The sequence below is a fragment of the Rhodococcus sp. 05-2254-2 genome (assembly GCF_002259095.1).
Lineage (GTDB): Bacteria > Actinomycetota > Actinomycetes > Mycobacteriales > Mycobacteriaceae > Rhodococcoides.
Genome location: NZ_NOZJ01000004.1, coordinates 335,572 through 354,582, shown reverse-complemented (window position 1 = coordinate 354,582; position 19,011 = coordinate 335,572). Strand labels below are relative to the sequence as shown.

At 65.5% G+C, this 19,011-nt stretch carries 11 protein-coding genes; 3 read left to right on the top strand and 8 right to left on the bottom strand.

Annotated features, from left to right (window positions below):
• Positions 1-332: 332 nt before the first annotated feature.
• The 5 genes from CH283_RS07725 to CH283_RS07705 form a co-directional block, all read right to left on the bottom strand.
• On the bottom strand, positions 333-749 hold the full coding sequence (locus tag CH283_RS07725) for a heat shock protein transcriptional repressor HspR (RefSeq protein ID WP_045196872.1): 417 nt from the start codon (positions 747-749) through the stop codon (positions 333-335).
• On the bottom strand, positions 749-1,921 hold the full coding sequence (gene dnaJ, locus CH283_RS07720; RefSeq protein WP_068055903.1) for a molecular chaperone DnaJ: 1,173 nt from the start codon (positions 1,919-1,921) through the stop codon (positions 749-751). The genes CH283_RS07725 and dnaJ overlap by 1 nt, the downstream gene beginning before the upstream one ends.
• Before the next feature lie 29 nt (positions 1,922-1,950).
• Positions 1,951-2,583: a nucleotide exchange factor GrpE gene (gene grpE / locus CH283_RS07715; protein WP_094640830.1), complete on the bottom strand. Its 633-nt coding sequence runs from the start codon at positions 2,581-2,583 to the stop codon at positions 1,951-1,953.
• Positions 2,580-4,424 carry a molecular chaperone DnaK gene (gene dnaK / locus CH283_RS07710; protein WP_032376212.1) on the bottom strand — a complete coding sequence of 615 codons (1,845 nt, stop codon included), beginning with the start codon at positions 4,422-4,424 and terminating at the stop codon, positions 2,580-2,582. The genes grpE and dnaK overlap by 4 nt, the downstream gene beginning before the upstream one ends.
• A gap of 303 nt (positions 4,425-4,727) precedes the next feature.
• A complete protein-coding gene (locus CH283_RS07705; protein ID WP_094640829.1) occupies positions 4,728-5,228 on the bottom strand; it encodes a Pro-kumamolisin, activation domain family protein in 501 nt (166 codons plus the stop codon).
• A 297-nt stretch (positions 5,229-5,525) separates the two neighbouring features.
• On the opposite strand from CH283_RS07705, the gene treS reads away from it, so the two are divergent.
• The 3 genes from treS to CH283_RS07690 all read left to right on the top strand — a co-directional run bounded on the left by treS (position 5,526) and on the right by CH283_RS07690 (position 13,007).
• Positions 5,526-7,706, top strand: coding sequence for a maltose alpha-D-glucosyltransferase (treS, locus tag CH283_RS07700; protein WP_094640828.1), 2,181 nt, complete (start codon positions 5,526-5,528; stop codon positions 7,704-7,706).
• A gap of 39 nt (positions 7,707-7,745) precedes the next feature.
• Positions 7,746-8,294 carry a hypothetical protein gene (locus CH283_RS07695; RefSeq protein ID WP_141215218.1) on the top strand — a complete coding sequence of 183 codons (549 nt, stop codon included), beginning with the start codon at positions 7,746-7,748 and terminating at the stop codon, positions 8,292-8,294.
• Between the two features lie 114 nt (positions 8,295-8,408).
• A complete protein-coding gene (locus CH283_RS07690) occupies positions 8,409-13,007 on the top strand; it encodes an EAL domain-containing protein (protein WP_094640826.1) in 4,599 nt (1,532 codons plus the stop codon).
• A gap of 11 nt (positions 13,008-13,018) precedes the next feature.
• Here the strand turns inward: CH283_RS07690 and CH283_RS07685 are convergent, their stop codons facing one another.
• The 3 genes from CH283_RS07685 to CH283_RS28980 all read right to left on the bottom strand — a co-directional run bounded on the left by CH283_RS07685 (position 13,019) and on the right by CH283_RS28980 (position 19,005).
• Positions 13,019-14,479 (bottom strand): dynamin family protein, encoded by a 1,461-nt coding sequence (locus tag CH283_RS07685; protein WP_094640825.1) that lies wholly within the window; start codon positions 14,477-14,479, stop codon positions 13,019-13,021.
• On the bottom strand, positions 14,476-16,284 hold the full coding sequence (locus CH283_RS07680; RefSeq protein WP_094640824.1) for a dynamin family protein: 1,809 nt from the start codon (positions 16,282-16,284) through the stop codon (positions 14,476-14,478). Before CH283_RS07680 ends, CH283_RS07685 begins: the two co-directional genes overlap by 4 nt.
• 165 nt (positions 16,285-16,449) lie before the next feature.
• Positions 16,450-19,005: an IniB N-terminal domain-containing protein gene (locus tag CH283_RS28980; protein WP_094640823.1), complete on the bottom strand. Its 2,556-nt coding sequence runs from the start codon at positions 19,003-19,005 to the stop codon at positions 16,450-16,452.
• Positions 19,006-19,011: the final 6 nt, after the last annotated feature.

The window sequence follows — 19,011 nt, the reverse complement described above, 5'->3', positions numbered from 1 at the left end:
GACGCCGCAAAAGCGCGCGCGTTTGCCGAATGCGCGCGAAATAGTGACCGATCGCCGGCGAATCCGCGCGCACCTGACGAACGCGCGCGCGTGTGCGAGGACGTGTGCAGCAGAGACCCGGGCTCAACACCCGCGGATCGACCCCACCTCAGATGCCCAGTCGACGCCAGGTTCGCCCCCGCCGACGCCCCCGGTCGACGCCGCAAAAGCGCGCGCGTTTGCCGAACGCGCGCGGAATAGCGACCGATCACCGGCGAATCCGCGCGCACCTGACGAACGCGCGCGCTTTTGCGAACAGTTGGGGGTGAACGGTGAAGGGCGAACCCTCGAATTCAGCGCTGGTGGCGCGGTTTCCAGACCACCAGGGCGTTGCGTTGAATTGGCACCAGGTCGCGGCGATAGCTGGCGTGCACGTTGGCCAGATCCTGAGCCAGCTCGGAGACCCGGGCCTGCAGTGCCTCGACCTGATTGGTCAGTTCGATGATGCGCTTGATGCCGGCGAGGTTGACGCCCTCGTCCTGGGAGAGTCGCTGCACTTCGCGAAGCAGTGCGACGTCACGCGGCGAGTAGCGTCGACCGCCGCCGGTGGTGCGATGCGGGGTGACGAGCCCGAGCCGGTCGTAGGTACGCAGCGTCTGCGCGTGCATACCTGCCAACTGTGCCGCGACGGAGATCACGAAGACCTGGGCGTCGGGATCAGCTTGCCCGCCACCAGCTTTCGCGGATCCGCCCTCGGGAGGGACCGACATCACACACCTGCCCACCCGGCCCGCGGGTCGAATCCGCTGGCCTTCTCGGCTTCCAGATAGTTCTTCAGAGCGTCGGTAGCAGCATCGTCGAGTTTCTGCGGGACGGCAACTTTGACGGTCACCATCAGGTCGCCGGTACCGGACTTCTTCGGGATACCGCGGCCTCGCACACGCAGCACTCGGCCGTCGACGGTGCCCGGTGGCACCTTCACTCCGACTCGCCCTTCGAGGGTGGGCACCGACAGCGTGGTGCCGAGCACCAGTTCTCCGTAGCTCACCGGAACGGTCACCGTCAGGTCGTCGCCTGTTCGGCCGAACACCTTGTCGGGCTTGACCCGAACGGTGACGAACAGGTCGCCGGACGGTGCTCCGCGCAAGCCGGCTTCGCCCTGACCGGCGAGCCGGACCTTCTGGCCGTCGCTGATGCCGGCCGGGACGCGCACGGTGATGGTGCGGGTGCGGTTCTGCACTCCGGTGCCGCGGCAGTCGACGCACGGGTCGTCGATGATGGATCCGGTACCGCGGCAGTCGTCGCACGGCTCACTGAAGCCGAACGCGCCTTGGTTTCTGTTGACGACGCCTTGGCCGTTGCATTTGGGGCACACCCGCGGGCTGGTTCCGGGCTTCGCGCCGCTGCCGTGGCAGGTGGTGCACGAGGACGGGCTGGTCAACCGCAGGGGGACCGTGACGCCCTGTGCCGCTTCACGGAACTGCAGCGAGGTCTCGGTTTCGACGTCACTGCCGCGTCGGGGCCGATTGTTCTGCGGACGCTGCTGCGCGCCGCGGTTGAACAGGCCACCGAACAGGTCACCGATTCCGCCGTCGCCGCCGCCCTGGCCGAAGATGTCGCCGACGTCGAAGGTCTGTCCACCGCCGCCGAATCCGCCTGCGCCGGGCGAGAATCCACCTCCGCCACGGTTACCGAAACCACCGGAGGCGAACAGCTTTCGTGCTTCGTCGTATTCCTTGCGCTTGGCCGGGTCGGCGAGGACGGCGTGCGCCTCACTGACCGCCTTGAACTTGTTCTCGGCCGAGGCGTTACCGGGGTTGGCGTCGGGATGGTTGTCCCGGGCCAACTTTCGGTACGCCTTCTTGATCTCTTCTGCAGTCGCGCTGGAGGAAACGCCCAGCTCCTTGTAGAAGTCCTTCTCGATCCACTCCCGCTGGCTCACCGGGCGTTTCCTCCTCTCGCGCTATTTCTCTACTGCTCGTCGGACGCGGGTGCATCCGATTCTTGTGTTGCACTGTCCACGACGCCGACCATCGCGGTCCGCAGGACGCGCTCGCCGAGCTTGTAGCCCGGACGCATCAGCGTTCCGACGACCGGACTGCTGCCGTCGCCCTCGTGGGATACGGCCTCGTGGATGGCCGGGTCGAAGGCGTCGCCCTCGGCTCCGAAAGTGGTCAGGCCGATGTTCGAGAACACCCCTGCCAACTTGTCTGCCACTGCCTTGAGCGGTCCGGTTTCGAGGTCGCCGTGCTGGCGGGCTCGCTCGAGGTCGTCCAGAACCGGAAGAAGCTGCGAGACGACGGACGCCTTCGCGTTCTCCGCTCCGGTCTGCTTCTCACGATCGGTGCGACGCCGGTAGTTGGTGTACTCCGCCGAGACGCGCTGCAGATCTGCGGTGAGCTCTGCAACCTGCGTGTCACGCGGGTCTTCCACTACGTCGCCGTCGACGGTCCCTTCGTCCACCGAGTCGGGCTGGGGCGCAGCCCCGGTGCCCACCAGGGGCTCCGGAACTGCGTCACCTTCCCGTACTTCACCGGTCTCGGGATCGATCTTTCGCTTGTCCACGAAAGTGACCGGTTCCTGCTCGGTGTTCTCCGACGTCACTTCTTGTCCGTGTCGTCGGCGGGCTCGTCGACAACCTCTGCGTCGACGACACCGTCGTCAGCGGCCTGCGCGCCACCCTCTGCGCCGCCCTGCTCCTTGGCCTGAGCCTCGTAGATGGCGGTGCCGAGAGCCTGCGACTCGGTCGAGAGCTTCTCCACGGCGGTCTTGACTGCCGAGATGTCGCTGCCCGCGAGAGCCGTCTTGGCGTCGGCGATGGCGGTTTCGACGCGTCCCTTGAGCTCGGCGTCGACCTTGTCCTCGTTGTCCTTGACGAACTTCTCCGTCTGGTGGACGAGGGACTCGGCCTGGTTGCGGACCTCGGCCTCTTCGCGACGAGCCTTGTCCTCGTCTGCGTGAGCTTCCGCGTCGGCGACCATGCGGTCGATCTCTTCCTTGGACAGACCGGAGCCGTCCTGGATCTTGATCGTGTTCTCCTTGCCGGTGCCCTTGTCCTTGGCCGTGACGTGCACGATGCCGTTGGCGTCGATGTCGAAGGTGACCTCGATCTGTGGGACGCCGCGAGGAGCCGGGGGCAGCTCGGTCAGCTCGAAGGAGCCGAGGAGCTTGTTGTGCGAGGCGATCTCGCGCTCACCCTGGAAGACCTGGATCTGCACCGAGGGCTGATTGTCGTCAGCGGTGGTGAAGGTCTCGGAACGCTTTGTCGGGATGGTGGTGTTGCGTTCGATGAGCTTGGTCATGACGCCACCCTTGGTTTCGATACCGAGGGACAGCGGCGTGACGTCGAGGAGCAGAACGTCCTTGACCTCACCCTTGAGGACACCGGCCTGCAGTGCAGCACCGACGGCCACGACCTCGTCCGGGTTGACGCCCTTGTTGGGCTCGCGTCCACCGGAGAGCTCCTTGACCAGCTCGGAGACGGCGGGCATACGCGTCGAACCACCGACGAGCACGACGTGGTCGATGTCCTTGACGGCGATGCCGGAGTCCTTGACCACTGCCTGGAACGGCGCACGAGTGCGGTCGAGCAGGTCGGAGGTGATCTTCTGGAACTCCGAGCGGCTGAGCTGCTCGTCGAGGAACAGCGGGTTCTTGTCGCCGTCGACCGTGATGTACGGGAGGTTGATCGAGGTGCTCTGCCCGGAGGACAGTTCGATCTTCGCCTTCTCGGCAGCCTCACGCAGACGCTGCAGCGCCATCTTGTCCTTGGTCAGATCGATGCCGTTCTGAGCCTTGAACTTGTCGACGAGCCAGGTCACGATGCGCTCGTCCCAGTCGTCGCCACCGAGGTGGTTGTCGCCGGACGTCGCGCGGACCTCGACGACGCCGTCGCCGATTTCCAGCAGCGAGACGTCGAACGTGCCGCCACCGAGGTCGAACACGAGAATGGTCTGCTCGCTGTCGCCCTTGTCCAGGCCGTATGCGAGAGCTGCCGCGGTGGGCTCGTTGACGATGCGCAGGACGTTGAGGCCGGCGATCTGGCCGGCTTCCTTCGTGGCCTGGCGCTGTGCGTCCTCGAAGTACGCGGGAACGGTGATGACCGCGTCGGTGATTTCCTCGCCCAGGTAGGCCTCGGCGTCGCGCTTGAGCTTCTGCAGCGTGCGCGCGGAGATCTCCTGCGGGGTGTACTTCTTGCCGTCGATCTCCACGGTCCAGTCCGTGCCGACGTGGCGCTTCACGGAGCGAATCGTGCGGTCGACGTTGGTGACCGCCTGGTTCTTCGCGGGCTGGCCGACCAGCACTTCACCGTTCTTGGCGAAAGCGACGATCGACGGGGTGGTGCGTGATCCCTCGGAGTTGGCGACGACAACCGGTTCGCCGCCCTCGAGGACGGACACGACCGAGTTGGTGGTCCCGAGGTCGATACCGACCGCACGAGCCATAATGTTTCCTCCTGTTAGTGCTGGGGTTCAGTCCCTGGGTGAGCGAACTCCGCTCAAGTTTGCACAACGCGTCTTGTCGCGTCAACTTCCAACTTGAGCCTCATCCACTCAAGGCTGCTGACCTGCACAACGGAGGGTGTGGCAAATTTGTTCCCCGGGGGAGCGGCTGCGCCGCATGTGCGCGAAAACTCGACCCCTGCTACGAGGTTTCGTGCACGTGGGGCGAAGCCCCTCCACAGCAGTACGCCGCGACGATCACGAGGATCGTCGCGGCGCAGCGGGGAGAAAGTGTTGCGGGGGGAATTACTCGGCAGGCTCCTCGACCGGGGCGGGGATGCAGCTGTGGGTGAGCAGTCCACCGGTGATGTTGTCGAGGAAGTTCGCATCGAGTGCGCTGGCGAAGGCTGCGGCACCGGCGGGGCGGGCCATCCATTCACGATCGACCGACGGCACGGTGTACGTGGTGGCTTCGCCTGCCTCGATGGTCGTCTCGGTGTTCTGACCCTGCACGCCCGGCAGTGCGCCGTAGTTGACGTTGACGTTCGACGCGTCGTCCGCACCGACGTTGTCCACCTTGACCTGAAGTGCGACGACGCCGCCCTCGGGTGCGTCCTCGACCGTGGTGTCGCAGACGGCGGCCATGGTCACCACCAGGTCGGGGCTTTCGAGAACCACCGAGCCGAGCGGGCCGACGGGTTCGGGGGCAGGTTCGGCCGATGCGGCCGGTGCGAGGGCAACCGCACCGATGGCGGCGGCCAGAGCGGCCGTCGAGGCCAGGATCGATGTGCGGGCAAGACGTCGCATGAACAACTCCTGTAGCTGAGGGGGATGTGACTCATGAGTCTGATGTGACAGATGGGTCAGTTGGTACTCAACTCACTATGTCCTATCGGATTCCGACATTCCACACCAGGCGGTCTCGATTCGATGACGTTCGCATATCGAAGGAAAACGCCCCTGACGAATCACATCCATGTAGTTCGGAGTAGGTTTCACCGGTCGGTGAGCCAGGTTTCACCGGTTGCCGATCAGGGGAACCACAACCCTGCGGATCGGCCGCGCCCTACGTAGGGTTGAGGAAAAGCGAGGCTACGGAGGCACATGGATCCCGAAGTGCAGCACGAACCGAGCGAGATCACCTACGACGAGAAGTTCTATCCGGCTCGGCCGAAACCACTTCGACCTTCGGTGCGTCGCGCCAACAGGAGCAGCAACCCCACACCCGACAGCGAACCGGTGGCCTCGAATCCCGAGTACGTGGACTGGCTCACCGAACAGTCGATGCTGCGCGACGCCAAGCTCATTGCCGAGCAACTCTCGGGCAAGGGCAGCATGTGGCAGAACCCGTATGCCGACCCCGATCCTCGCGCCGCCGTCGAGCGCGCACCGGTGTGGTTCACCGCGTATCCCATCTCGGTGATCAACGCCCCGCAGACGAGCTTCCTGAGCACACTCGGTGACGAGAAGCTGTGGCAGGCCTTTTCCGAAATCGGTGTCACCGCAGTGCATACCGGCCCGGTGAAGGTGGCCGGCGGCATCCACGGTTGGCGTCCGACTCCCTCGGTCGACGGCCACTTCGACCGCATCGGCATGCAGATCGACCCCGCGTTCGGATCGGAAGAGGAGTTCCGACGCCTCTGCGTGGTGGCGTCGGCGTACGACGGCATCGTGATCGACGACATCGTGCCCGGCCACACCGGTAAAGGTGCGGACTTCCGACTCGCCGAGATGGCCGTCGCGGACTACCCCGGCATCTACCACATGGTCGAAATCGAACCGCAGGACTGGCATCTGTTGCCACGTGTGCGGGCCGGTGCCGATTCGCAGAACATCGACGCCGAGGCCGAGGCCAATCTCGCCCGCGCCGGATACATCATCGGCCAGCTGCAGCGCGTGATCTTCTACGAGCTCGGCGTGAAGGAAACCAACTGGAGCGCAACACCTCCCGTCGTCGGCATCGACGGCATCGAGCGTCGCTGGGTGTACCTGCACTACTTCAAGGCCGGTCAGCCGTCGATCAACTGGCTCGATCCCTCCTTCGCCGGCATGCGACTGGTGATCGGCGACGCGTGCCATTCCATCGCCGATCTGGGTGCAGGCGCATTGCGGTTGGACGCCAACGGTTTTCTCGGTGTCGAGCGTCGAGCCGAAGGCCCGGGCTGGTCCGAGGGCCACCCGCTGTCCGAGGCCGCGAACCACCTGATCGCCAGCGTGGTGCGCAAGATGGGTGGGTTCACCTTCCAGGAGTTGAACCTGACGATCGACGACATCAAGGCCATGGGTGAAAACGGTGCCGACCTGTCGTACGACTTCATCAATCGCCCGGCCTACCAGCATGCGCTCGTCATGGGAAACACCGAGTTCCTCAGGCTCACCATGACTCTGGCGCGCGATCACGGCGTCGACACGGCGTCTCTGGTGCACGCGTTGCAGAACCACGACGAGATGACGTTCGAGCTCATCCACTTCGCCACCCTGCACGCCGAGGACGAGTTCACCTACGGCGGCGAGGCGGTCAAGGGCAGCGATCTGGGCGACCGGATCCGCGGTGAGCTGACCGATCGACTCACCGGGCGCTGGGCGCCGTACAACCGGACATTCACCACCAACGGAATCGCTTGCACCACAGCAAGTGTGATCACCGCGTCGCTCGGCATTCGCGATCTGGACCGGATGGACGAGCGCGACATCGAGACGGTCAAGCGGGCCCATCTGCTGCTCGCGATGTACAACGCGTTGCAACCGGGCGTGTTCGCCCTGTCCGGCTGGGATCTACTGGGCATCCTGCCGATCGATGCCGAGGAGGTCGACGACCTCATCCGCGAAGGCGACACCCGCTGGATCAACCGCGGCGCACACGATCTGATGGGGTACTTCCCCGAGGCCGTGCGCTCCGAATCCGGCATCCCCCGCGGGCGCAGCCTGTACGGTTCGCTCCCGGAGCAGCTGGCGGATCCACAGTCGTTCGCCCGCCAGTTGGCGCGAATCATCGAGTTGCGCAAGAAGTTCGGTATCGCCACCGCCCAGCAGATCGACATCCCGACGGTCTCGCACAAGGGTCTGCTGGTGATGGTGCACGAACTCGGGCAGGGAACCATCCAGGCGACGGTGCTCAACTTCTCGTCCGAGGAGATCAGCGCGACCATCCAGTCGAAGCACCTGGTGCCCGGCACCACGGCCGTCGATGTATCGGACGACAACGAGATCGCCACGGTGGACGAACTGAACAGTTTCCCGATGACGCTGCGCCCGTACGAGGGTGTGCCGGTGGTGCTGCGCTGAGACCGCAGAGCTCCCCCACCGACGGATAGACTTCTGCCCGTGGCCGAAGAACAGAACGACCCGACATCGCGGAGGCCCATGCCTCCCCGTCCGCAACCACCGCGGCCCGATGTTGCCGTCGAACCGCTGCGGCCACGGCAGGAGCCATCTCGGTCGGTCCTACCCAAGGGCGCGAGCGCGCTGTGGACTCTGACAGCGGCTCTCATCCTCGCGTTGGCCGCCGTCATCGCGCTGAATTGGGAGTCCGTGCTCTCCGGCGTCGAAACTGCAGTGTCACAGCAGGATTCGACGGCAAGTGCCGCCGACGTCCGCAACACCGCCTCGGCCACGCTGCTGTCCAGTGGTGCCGCAGCAGCGGTGCTCGTGCTGCTGGGATTCGTCGCACTGAATCTGCTGCGCAACGCGGCGGTGTCGTCGAAGGTCCTGATGGGAGCGGTCGGAATCCTGACCATCGGAGCGGCAGTCACGTTCTCGACCTTCGTGTCCGACGCCTCCGCGCTGCTCGGCGGCGTTCTGCAGTGGGGGCCGTTCGTCGTGGCGGGCACGGCTGCCGCTGCGACCGTGGTCGCCCTGCTGCCTCGGCACTGACGAACGACTCGAACCGCTGATCGACGGAACGGTCCGGACCGACGTCACAGGCAATAGTATGGGCGCGGCCACCGATCTTCTGTGGTTGAGTGGGGGCCGACAAACGGGGGTGTCATGACCGAACAGGCCGAGCACACCCGCAGGTCGAGGGTGGTCGGGGTCGGTAGCTCCGCCGGGGGGCTCGACGCCCTCGCGAAATTGCTCGCCGGTGTCTCGGTGACGGCACCGTGGTGCTTCGTCGTTGCGCAACACAGAGCACCGGACACCGACAGTGTTCTGGTCCAGTTACTGGCGCAGCACACGACCATGACGGTCAAGACAGCGCGGGACGGCGAGGCCGTCGAGCGCGGCGTCGTCTACGTCGGGCCTCCTGGTTGCGACATAGAGGTGTCCGGGGGATCGATTCGGTTACCGGTACCGAGCGCAGAGAAGCGACCTTGGCCCAGTATCGATCGTCTTCTGGTGTCGTTGGCAGCGGAATACGGGCCGGACGCTGTCGGAATCATCCTGTCCGGCACCGGCCGCGACGGTGCCATCGGCTCGGAGTCCATCAGAGAAGGCGGCGGGGTGATGGCCGCTCAGGATCCATCGACGGCCGAGTTCGGCCAGATGCCTCACTCTGCACTCGACACCGGATCGGTCAACATCACCGCTGCACCGGAAGATATCGCTGCCGAACTCCACGACCTCTTGTTCGGTACCGCACGCGAGACGGACGATGCAGCTGCCGACTTCTCCGAAGACTCTCCTGCTCCGTCGACCGGACCGTCGGAGCAGGCGACAGTCCCGGAGGACGAATCCGAAGTCGACACCACAGATCTGGATTCGATCGTCGAGACATTGCGCCGCATCACCGGGGTCGACTACTCGGGTTACAAACGTTCCACCTTGAGCCGGCAGATCGAGCGACGCAGGCGGGGGAAGGGACTCACCACAACCGACTATGCCGTCGCGCTGTCGACCGACGTCGTCGAGGCCAACGCCCTCGCTCGATCGATCCTCGTCAGCGTGACCTCGTTCTTTCGCGACGCCGCAGTCTGGGAAAGTGTGCGCTCGCGACTCGACGCACTGGCCCGATCCTTGGCCTCGGACGAGCAGCTGAGGCTCTGGATACCCGGATGTGCCACCGGAGAAGAGGCCTACACGATCGCCATGCTGGCGGCCGAGGCACTCGGGCTTTCCGATGCCGGCACTGCCCTCAACGGCCGACTCAAGATTTTCGCCACCGATCTGGACGAGGCCGCGTTGAGCGTCGCTCGACGCGGCCGATACTCCGCCGCGTCGGTCACCGCGGTCCCCGAGCATCTCCGTGACAGATGGATGCTTCGCTCCGCGTCGGAATGGGCGGTGGCACCGGAACTACGCGAGTGCATGGTCATCGTTCGACACAACGTGGCATACGACCCCCCGTTTCCTCGGGTGCACCTCATCTCCCTTCGCAACACTCTCATCTATTTCGAGCCGCGATTGCAGGCGCGAGTGTTGGATCTGTGTCACTACGCGTTGGTTCCGGATGGGCTTCTCGTACTGGGTCTTTCGGAACGAATCGCCAACGTCGATGCGGTGTTCACCGCAGTCGATTACACCCACCGCATCTACCGTCGAGACGACTCGAGCCGATTGCCCTCCATCTCCGTCACTCGGCACGTCGGAACGACTCCGATCCACGGCAGCTCCCTTCCGGTCGGGGCCGGTTCCCCGGGGCGTGCGGACGGAGCTCTCGCGTACCGACGCATCCTCCAGGTCACCGCCGACCCGATGCTGATACTCGATGAACGCGATGTCGTGGTCGAGATCATCGGTGACGTGTCCGCGTGGTGCAGCGTCGGTGAAGGCAGGCAAACCGGCGCTGTGACGGAGATACTGCGCGATTCCTTTCGTCTGGGGGTGCGTACGCTGCTGAGACGACTGCACAGAACGGATACCACGACAGCAGAGTTGTTGACCGACAAGCAATCTCGGGTACGCATCACGGCCACACTCGTACCGATGGAGCTGATCACCCGAACCGTTCTGTCGTTTCACGAGGAAACGCCGTCCACCCCAGCCGGTGCACAGCCACATGACTCCCGATCCGACACCGATTTCGACGTGAACGCCGAACTCCACTCCACGCAACGGGCTCTGGAGGCCATCGTTGCCGACCTCGGCTCCTCGAACGAAGAGCTGCAGGCGATGAACGAGGAGCTTCAGGCGTCCTCGGAGGAACTTCAGGCCACCACGGAAGAGGCGCAGGCAGCCAACGAGGAACTGGAAGCGACGAACGAGGAGTTGACGACCCTCAACCAGGAACTGCAAGCGAGAACGAACGAAGCGCTGCAGGCGAACACCGACCTGACGAACATACAGGCGTCGCTGACCAGTGGCCTGATCATCGTGGACCGCGAACTTCGAGTCACTCGATTCACCCCACTGGCGGTGAGGTTGTTCTCGCTGATCGACGCGGATCTCGGACGATCGCTGGTCGCCATACCGACGACCCTCGAGATCCTCGGCCTCGAGGACGATCTGCGCTCGACACTCGACGAGCGTCAGTCGCGAATCCGCGAGATCAGCGGAAGCAATGCGGACTTCCTGCTGCAAACTCAGCCCTACGTGAGCTCACAGGGCGACGTCCAAGGCGTCATCGTGGTGGTCACCGACGTCGGCGACATCAGCTCGACGAGACGGGCACGCGACGCCGCACTGAACAACTTCCACCTCGTTGCAGATTCGATTCGCGAGGTCGTGTGGCAACGCAACGCGGCAGGCACCCTGACGTTCATCAATTCTCGAGTCGAGGAGACCTTCGGACTCGACCGCGACCGAGTCATGGCGGAACCGACGCTGCTGCTGTCCACCGTGCACCCCGAGGACCGCGATCGGGTTGCTTCCATTTCCGCTGCTGCCGAACAGGATTGGACCTGCGAGTACCGAATCGTTCGTCCCGACGGATCGATCCGCTGGATCGAAGAGGTCGCGCATGCCGTACGCGCTGGAGACTCGGCCGAGCGACTGGTCATCGGTAGCGCCGTCGACGTCACCGAGCGTCATCTTCATCAGGAACGAGCGACCGAGCGAACTGCCGTTCTGGAGGCACTGTTCGGCACCGTCGCCGCTGGAATCGTCGTCCTCGACCGCGAGAGCCGGATAGTGGCAATCAATGCCGGCTTCACCGCGATCACCGGATTCGAACAACAGGAATTGGAGGGAACCAATCTGTCGATGCTCGTCGATCGAAGAACGGGTGCAGCACTCGCAGCCCACCGGGCCGACGACCGAGATGCCGACGACAGCTCGGTCGACAACTGGGTGATCGTCGACGCACAAGGCTCGTCCCATCCGATCAGTATCGAGTTCCACTCCGTGTCCAGAAGTTCGGACGCGCCCACTGCGCCGCACACCGTGGCGTTGGTTCACGACACCTCGCGCATTCGCGAGATCAGCGCCGATCTGGCGGCACGGGAGCAATTCGATCGTCACACCGGCCTTCTGACCAGACAATTTCTCCGATCCCGCCTGGCCGACCTCCTCGAGACGTCGCCCAACAGGATCGCCGCGCTGTGGATCGACCTCGACGGTTTCAAGGAGATCAACGATCGCTTCGGCCATCGAGCAGGCGACACGGTGCTCGCAACCGTCGCATCGCGCTTGCAGCAGGCGGCGAGACGCTACGACATCGTCGGTCGACTCGGTGGCGACGAATTCGCCATGCTCGTCACCCGCGGTGAGGACCTCGACGGGCTCGAGATCCTCGCCCTTCGAGTTCTCGAGGATGTCCGTGCCCCGATAGCCCTGACGGACTCGACGGCCTACGTCGCGGCGTCCATCGGCATCGCGGTCAGCCCGGGCGACGGCGCAACCGCGGACGAACTGCTGCACAACGCAGACACTGCGATGTACGAGGCCAAGAACAGCGGACGGGACAGACACGTCTATTTCGCTCCCAGCATGAACAAGCTAGCCGACGACCGAGCGGCGATGCGGCACGAACTGGGAGAAGCCTTCCGCAACCAGAGTTTCGAGCTCTACTACCAGCCCATAATCGACGTCTCGACCGGACGTCCCACCATGCTCGAGGCCCTCGTTCGATGGAAGCGGGGCGACACGATTGTCGCTGCCCAGGAATTCATCGAACATGCCACTCAGACAGGCCATCTCAGGGCGCTCGGTAGAACTGTGCTCGCGCTGCTGGACGCAGATCTGGCCGTGCTGGAGCAGGAGCTGGGCGAGGACCGACCGCGGGTATCGGTCAATTTTTCGGGAACCGAACTCGACGAACGCGAAATCATCGATCGATTCATCACGTGGTGGCCACCCGGCGGCTTCGAGAAACTGGTCATCGAGGTCACCGAGGCCGCTTTGGTCGACGAACACGGCCGAGCCCGGGACACTCTGAGCATCCTCAGTCGCTTCGGTGCCGGTATCGGCATCGACGACTTCGGCACGGGATACTCGAATCTCGAACTGCTCGATCGACTCGAACCGAACATCATCAAGATCGACCGATCCTTGCTTCAACGCGCCCTCACGCATTCCCGCGGTGCCGAGATTCTCTCCGCTGCTGTGCATCTGGCGCATGCCCTCGAAGCAGAGATCGTTGTCGAAGGTGTCGAGAATCAACAGATGTGGGACTACGTCACGACGATCGGTGTCGACATGGCTCAGGGGTACCACATCGCGCGACCGATGCCGCTACGCGAAGCCATGGACTGGTTGACGTCGACCGAGTGACCGAATTCGGCTCACGCAAGCGAGGCCAGTATTCCTTCCGCGCTGCGGGCCGCCGTGGCACACGAGGTCGAGGTGAATCGGTCCAACAGTGGATGCGAGGACAGTGCTCGCCACTTGTGTACCGCCGCAAGCGCGGTGTCTCGCTGTTGGACGTGACCGGCATCGGGAGGCAGGTCGAGGCGTTCGGTGGCGGCGATGCCGAAGCCGCCGATGATGCGCTGCAGCTCGAGCAGTCCGCCGTCGGGCAGTTTCGGTGTGGTGGAGCGCAATCGGCCGAGCAGACGCAATTCGGCGAAGCCGTGCACATCGGCGAGCATTCGTCCGGCTTCGGTGCGCAGCGCATGCGATTCCGGACGGAACTCCAGAATCCGTTGCAGGGCAACCAGAGCCGAGTGCAACTTCAGTTGGTCGGCGCGTTGACCGAATTGCACGTCGATCACCGACCGAAGTTCGGTCAGCCCGCTGCGCTCGACCAGATCGGCGGCCAGCGTGGGCGAATCGCGTACCCCGAGCCGAATCAACGTCACGGCCATCCGAATACCGAACAGCCCGAAACGGTCGACGATGCTGGCCCGCAGCGCCGCGTCGACCGGTAGCGTGCTTTCTGCACGGACGAATCGATCGGCCGAGAGCATTGCCAACTGCAGATCCTCGGTCGGCACCGTGGCCAACATCTCGAATGCCGAGAACTCGTTCTGCCGCAACGTTTCCGCACCGAGCGCCAGCAGACCCGCGACCGGAACCACCGCCTGGCACAGGCCGGTGGCCTCGAGTTCGGACGCGAATCGCGCAGCGACTTCCTTGGCCGACATCATCGCGTCCATCCGCCCCGACCCCACCTCGTCGGCGCGCGAGACGACACCGATCACACCGAGCGGTCCCGAATCACCGCCCACGTGCGCACCGATCTGCCCCAGAAACGACACGTCGGTCGCATTGAGCGTGCGCAGCAGATAGACGACGGCGTCTGCACCCGAGGACGAGTTCTCGGGCGTGAGCATCGCCAACGTACGCGCCGACACGTCTCGCGAGAGCGACGAGGTACCGGGGGTGTCGATGATCGTCGTCTGCGCCAGTGCGCTCGCAGGCCATTCGACGTCCAGTCGGTCGACCTGCGCGGCCGTCAATGACCCGAGATCGAAGGTCAATCGTCCGTCCCGGCGTTGCACCGGCACGTTCGCAGCCCGGTCACCGTCGTACCAGGCCGTGACGGCGGGAGCGACGCCGTTCCGGTACCACGTGACGACCTTCGTGCATTCCGTTGCGTCGGTGGGAGCAATGTCCTGCCCGACAAGCGAATTGAGCAGTGTGGACTTGCCGGCCTTGAGCGATCCCGCGAGTGCCACCCGCAGCGGCTCGTCCAGGCGGTACAGGCATTCGTCGAGCATCCAGGATGCTTCGGCATCACCGGAGTACGTCGATCGTGCCGCCGAGATGAGGTCGCGTGCCCTGGCCAGAGCCGCCACGCTCATACCGCGACGTCCTTGACGAGTCCCACTGCCCGAGCATTCAGTTCGGCCACCACGCGCATGTCGTTCTCCAGCGCAGCGATGCGAGCAGCGCGGTCGGTGTTGTCGGCGGCGGCGGCTTCTTGCGCCGAGCGCAGCGACTCGTTGAGCGACCGCAGCGTCTGCTCGGCGATGGACGTGAAGTGATCACGCAGCACTCGCTGAATCTGCCGCAGCCGGTCCTTGGACTCCTTGCCCACCTGGAAGCTGACGTCGTCGGTGAAACGTCGGATCGCGATCTTGGCCTCGGAACGCCGTTGTTTGACGCGGTTCTCCTTGTCCTCCTTGTACGCCTTGGTGCCGAGCAGCACACCCGCGCCGATGGAGATCGGATTGAGCAGACTCAACCCGACGAACGTTGTGATCAGGCCGAACATCAGCACACCGCCGTAGGATCCGCGCATTCCCACCAGAACCTTCTGCGTGATTCCGATACGACCGGATTCCAGATCGGCCAGGGACGAGACGGGATCGAGGACGTTGTCCAGATCGCCGACGTCGAGATCGGGTAGGGCTGCCGCCCCGGAGGACGCGAAGTGTTCGGCCACCAGCTCCGAAAGCCACAGTGCCCGTTCGTGAGCCCAGACGAAGTTGTCGCCCACCGACGCAGCGATCTGTTCCTCGAGCCACTCGCCGAGCTGCGGCCAGTCCTTGCCCGGATCCCCCTCGTCGACGGTTTCCTCGGCTTCCCGGGTGACGCGTCGCAACCGGTCGCGCAAGTCGTGATCGATGTCGGAGGCGAGATCGGCGATACCGTCCCCGAGTGTCTGCTGCCACTGCGACGACCGCTTGTGCAGCTCCTCGGCGGCGGCCTTGGCGCGCTGCAGCCCCGCGACGGCCGCGGCAGCGCGCTCCGGATCCTTCAGTGCCGCAAGCTCACTGCCGAACGACAGCGTCAGATGCTCGGTGACCGAACGGACGTCGAGCGAGACCGACGAGCGTGCCAGCACATCGGCCCGGGCCACCACGTCGTCACGCAGGAACGCGTAGAGCTGCTGGAAGCCGGACTCGGCGTTGAGCTCCTCGTCGTTCAAACGCAGTGCGTGCGAACGCAACAGAGACGACACCGGCAGCATCTGCACGTCGATGCCCGCGCGGTCCAGGTGTCCACGATTGGCCTCGACGATCTGCCGCCAGTGCGGATAGAGATCGATCTTGGTGATCAGCACCGCCACGGCCGGGCACAGGCCCTGCACCTGACGCAGAAACGACAGTTCCGGCTCGGTGAATTCCCGGGAGGCGTCGGACACGACGAGCACCGCGTCGGACGACGGAATGAGCCCCAATGTGCCTGCAGCGTGCGGATTTCCGTGGCCACCGACGCCGGGGGTGTCGACCAGCACCAGACCGTCGGCGAGCAGTGGACTCGCCACCCCGATGTCCAGACGCAACACTTCCCGGCCCTGGGCCAGCGGACTTGCCGGGGTGACCGTCGTGATCTCCTCGGGAGGAACGTCCACTCGGATCGGTTCGTTGCCGGGATCGGCGAGTACGAGCTGCGCGGAAAGGCTCTCGGCGTTGGACACCACCGTCGGGATGGCGGTGGTCTCGTCGTCTCCGACCGAGCACACCGTCAGGTTGAGCAGTGAGTTCACGAACTGGCTCTTGCCCTGCTTGAGCGGTCCGACCACGATGATGCGTCGACGTGGATCCAACACTCTCGAGCGCGCCGCCTGGACTCGATCCACCAGGTCGGATCTTCCCGCCGATGTCGCCACCGCCGCGGTACGGCTCAGTAGCTCGGCCAGCTCCGTAGATTGCCCGTCCATACGCTCGTGTTCACAACCGTTCTCGTCGACTTCCGCAGTACCAGGTCATCCCGCAGGCTCGAAAAACTCCTGCGCGCCCCGAACGAACTCTAGCGACGACTCGGCCCCGAGTGCTGGCGAACACTCGGGGCCGAGTCATGTCGTTGTCTACCCGCAGGCGAACGATCAGGGCTGCATCGGGTCGATGTCGTGATCGACGGTCACATGTCCCAGAGAGTCGGCTGCCGAATCCACCGAACCGTGCAGGCCGGACTCGCTGAACAAGCTCGACTCGGTCTCGCCCTGTCCGAAGACGTCCGAGTCGACGCTCGACCAGCCGGTGCCGGTCGCGGTAGCCGAGGAATCGAACGAGCTGGAGGAATCGAACGATCCCGACGCCGCCGAGGAGAGGCTGCCGCCGGCGTCTGCCAGTCCCTCGACACCCGACTGCAGGCCACCGGTGAGGCTGCCAGCGGCCTGGCCACCGATGTCGGCAGCGGAATCAAACCCGCCGCCCGCGGAAGCCGCAGCGTCCGCACCAGCATCCAAACCCGCACCCACAGCGGACGCGAAGTCGCCTCCGATCGAGGCACCGGTGTCGAGTCCCGCTCCGACGTTCGATGCGATCTCGCCACCCACCGAGGTTCCGGCATCGACGACTCCGCCCGCGGCACCTTCGAGGCCACCGGCAACCGAGCCTGCAGCTCCCGCGGCACCTTCGAGGCCACCGGCAACCGAGCCTGCAGCTCCCGCGGCACCTTCGAGGCCCGCACCTGCGGATGCTGCTGCGTCGAGTCCGGTGCTGATGCCACCGGAGACGGCTCCTTCGAGGCCTGCACCGGCCGAAGCCGCAGCATCCACGCCGCCTGCGACGCCGCCCGCAACTCCGCCTGCGATTCCGCCGCCGAGGCTGCCGAGTCCGGCCAGACCACCGGTCAGGCCTGCACCTGCATCACCCACACCGGCGAGCCCGCCGGCCACATCTGCACCCACGTTTCCGACGGCCGCCAGACCACCGGCCACATCTGCACCGACGTTCCCGACGGCCGCCAGGCCACCGGTCACATCTGCACCGACGTTCCCGACGGCCGCCAGACCACCGGTCACATCTGCACCCACATTGCCGACGGCCGCCAGGCCACCGGTCAGATCAGCACCGACGTTTCCGAGGCCTGCCAGGCCACCGGTCAGGCCCGCGCCCACTCCGCCGAGTCCGGCCAGGCCGCCCGACAGGTCTGCGCCCACTCCGCCGACTCCGGCGAGTGCTGCTTCGACGGTTCCCGAGAGGTCTGCTCCGGCTGCGACCGCTGTGTCGATCGCGCCGACGAGTCCTGCGCTGACATCCGCTCCGGCTCCGAGTGCGGCTCCGAGGTCGAGTGCGGCGCTGGTGTCGAGTACCGATTCGAGTGCGGTTCCGAGCTGAGCTCCGGCTGCGCCGCCGACGCCGAATGCCGTGCCGAGGATGCCCTCGAGGCCGCCTGCCACTCCGCCTTCGAGTCCGCCGGCCAGTTCGCCGCCGATGCCTGCTGCTGCTCCGACGGTGCCCTCGAGTGCTGCGTCGAGAGCGGCGGTGAGGCTGCCGACTGCGCTGGTGTCGAGGTCGAGTGCGGTTCCCAGTGCGCCGCCGACCACTGCGCCGACGCTGCCGCCTGCGGCGAGCAGGGCGTCGACGTCGAGGTCAGCGAGGACTCCGGCGTCGAGGACGGCTCCGAGCGCGCTACCGATCGAGCCTGCGATGGCACCGTCTGCCGCGAAGAGCCCGCCGAGGCTCGCACCGACTCCACCGGCGATGTCGCCGACCAACGAGCCACCGGCTCCCAGTGCGCCGTCCAGTGCAGCTCCGATGTCGGTGGTCAGATCGGCTCCGATGGTTCCCAGTCCGCCGAGTGCGCCGCCGATTCCCGCGGTCAGAGCGGCACCGAGGTCACCTGCGATGTCCAGTCCGGCTCCCGCACCGAGTACCGCGTCGAAGACTCCGCCGAGAGCGGCACCGAGATCGGCTCCGACGGTTCCGCCGACTCCGAAGACCGCACCGAGAGCGCCGGCCAGGCCGCCCTGGATATCGGCCAGTGCGCCGAGGTCGACGGCACCGGTCGCGCCGATGGCGGCGTCGAGTGCTGCCTGCAGCTGTGCGGCGATGTCTCCGCTGATCTCGCCGCCGATGCCTGCGCCTGCTCCGATCAGTCCAGTGAGTGCAGCGCCGAGCCCGACGGTTCCGCCGAGCAGACCGTCGAGGTCCAGATCCAGACCGCCACCGATACCTGCGCCTGCGCCGAGCAGGGCGTCGAATGCGCCGCCGAACGCGGTTCCGAGCTCGAGACCGATCTGGCCTCCGACAGCCAATGCTGCGGCAAGTGCTGCCTGCAGGGATGCCTCGATCTCACCCGCGACGTCGATTCCGCCGGTCAGGCTGCCACCTGCTGCGAGTCCGCCGCCCGCCACTGCGCCTGCTGCAAGTCCGAGCCCGGCCGACAATCCGCCACCGAGGCTCGCGCCGCCGGCGAGGGCACCGTCGAGGCCGGCGGATGCGCCTGCGCCCAGGATGGCCGAGAGCTGGCTGCCTGCGCCGGCGAACAGTCCCGACTCGGCGACCAGGGGTGCCACGGCGACGATGTCGGCGTGGGTGACGTCGCCGAGTCCCGCGGCGGCCAGCGTCATCTCGGGGTTGGCGCAGTAGGCGGCTGCAGCCTGGTCGTCGCGCAGCAGGCCGAGAATGAAATCGAGTACGGCGTTGGTAGCCATCGTGGG

Bases quoted from the DNA above. Each gene is read 5' to 3' on its own strand.
- CH283_RS07725 (WP_045196872.1), bottom strand. From the start codon at position 749: ATGTCGGTCCCTCCCGAGGGCGGATCCGCGAAAGCTGGTGGCGGGCAA.
- dnaK (WP_032376212.1), bottom strand. From the start codon at position 4,424: ATGGCTCGTGCGGTCGGTATCGACCTCGGGACCACCAACTCGGTCGTG.
- CH283_RS07705 (WP_094640829.1), bottom strand. From the start codon at position 5,228: ATGCGACGTCTTGCCCGCACATCGATCCTGGCCTCGACGGCCGCTCTG.
- treS (WP_094640828.1), top strand. From the start codon at position 5,526: ATGGATCCCGAAGTGCAGCACGAACCGAGCGAGATCACCTACGACGAG.
- CH283_RS07690 (WP_094640826.1), top strand. From the start codon at position 8,409: ATGACCGAACAGGCCGAGCACACCCGCAGGTCGAGGGTGGTCGGGGTC.
- CH283_RS07685 (WP_094640825.1), bottom strand. From the start codon at position 14,479: ATGAGCGTGGCGGCTCTGGCCAGGGCACGCGACCTCATCTCGGCGGCA.
- CH283_RS07680 (WP_094640824.1), bottom strand. From the start codon at position 16,284: ATGGACGGGCAATCTACGGAGCTGGCCGAGCTACTGAGCCGTACCGCG.
- CH283_RS28980 (WP_094640823.1), bottom strand. From the start codon at position 19,005: ATGGCTACCAACGCCGTACTCGATTTCATTCTCGGCCTGCTGCGCGAC.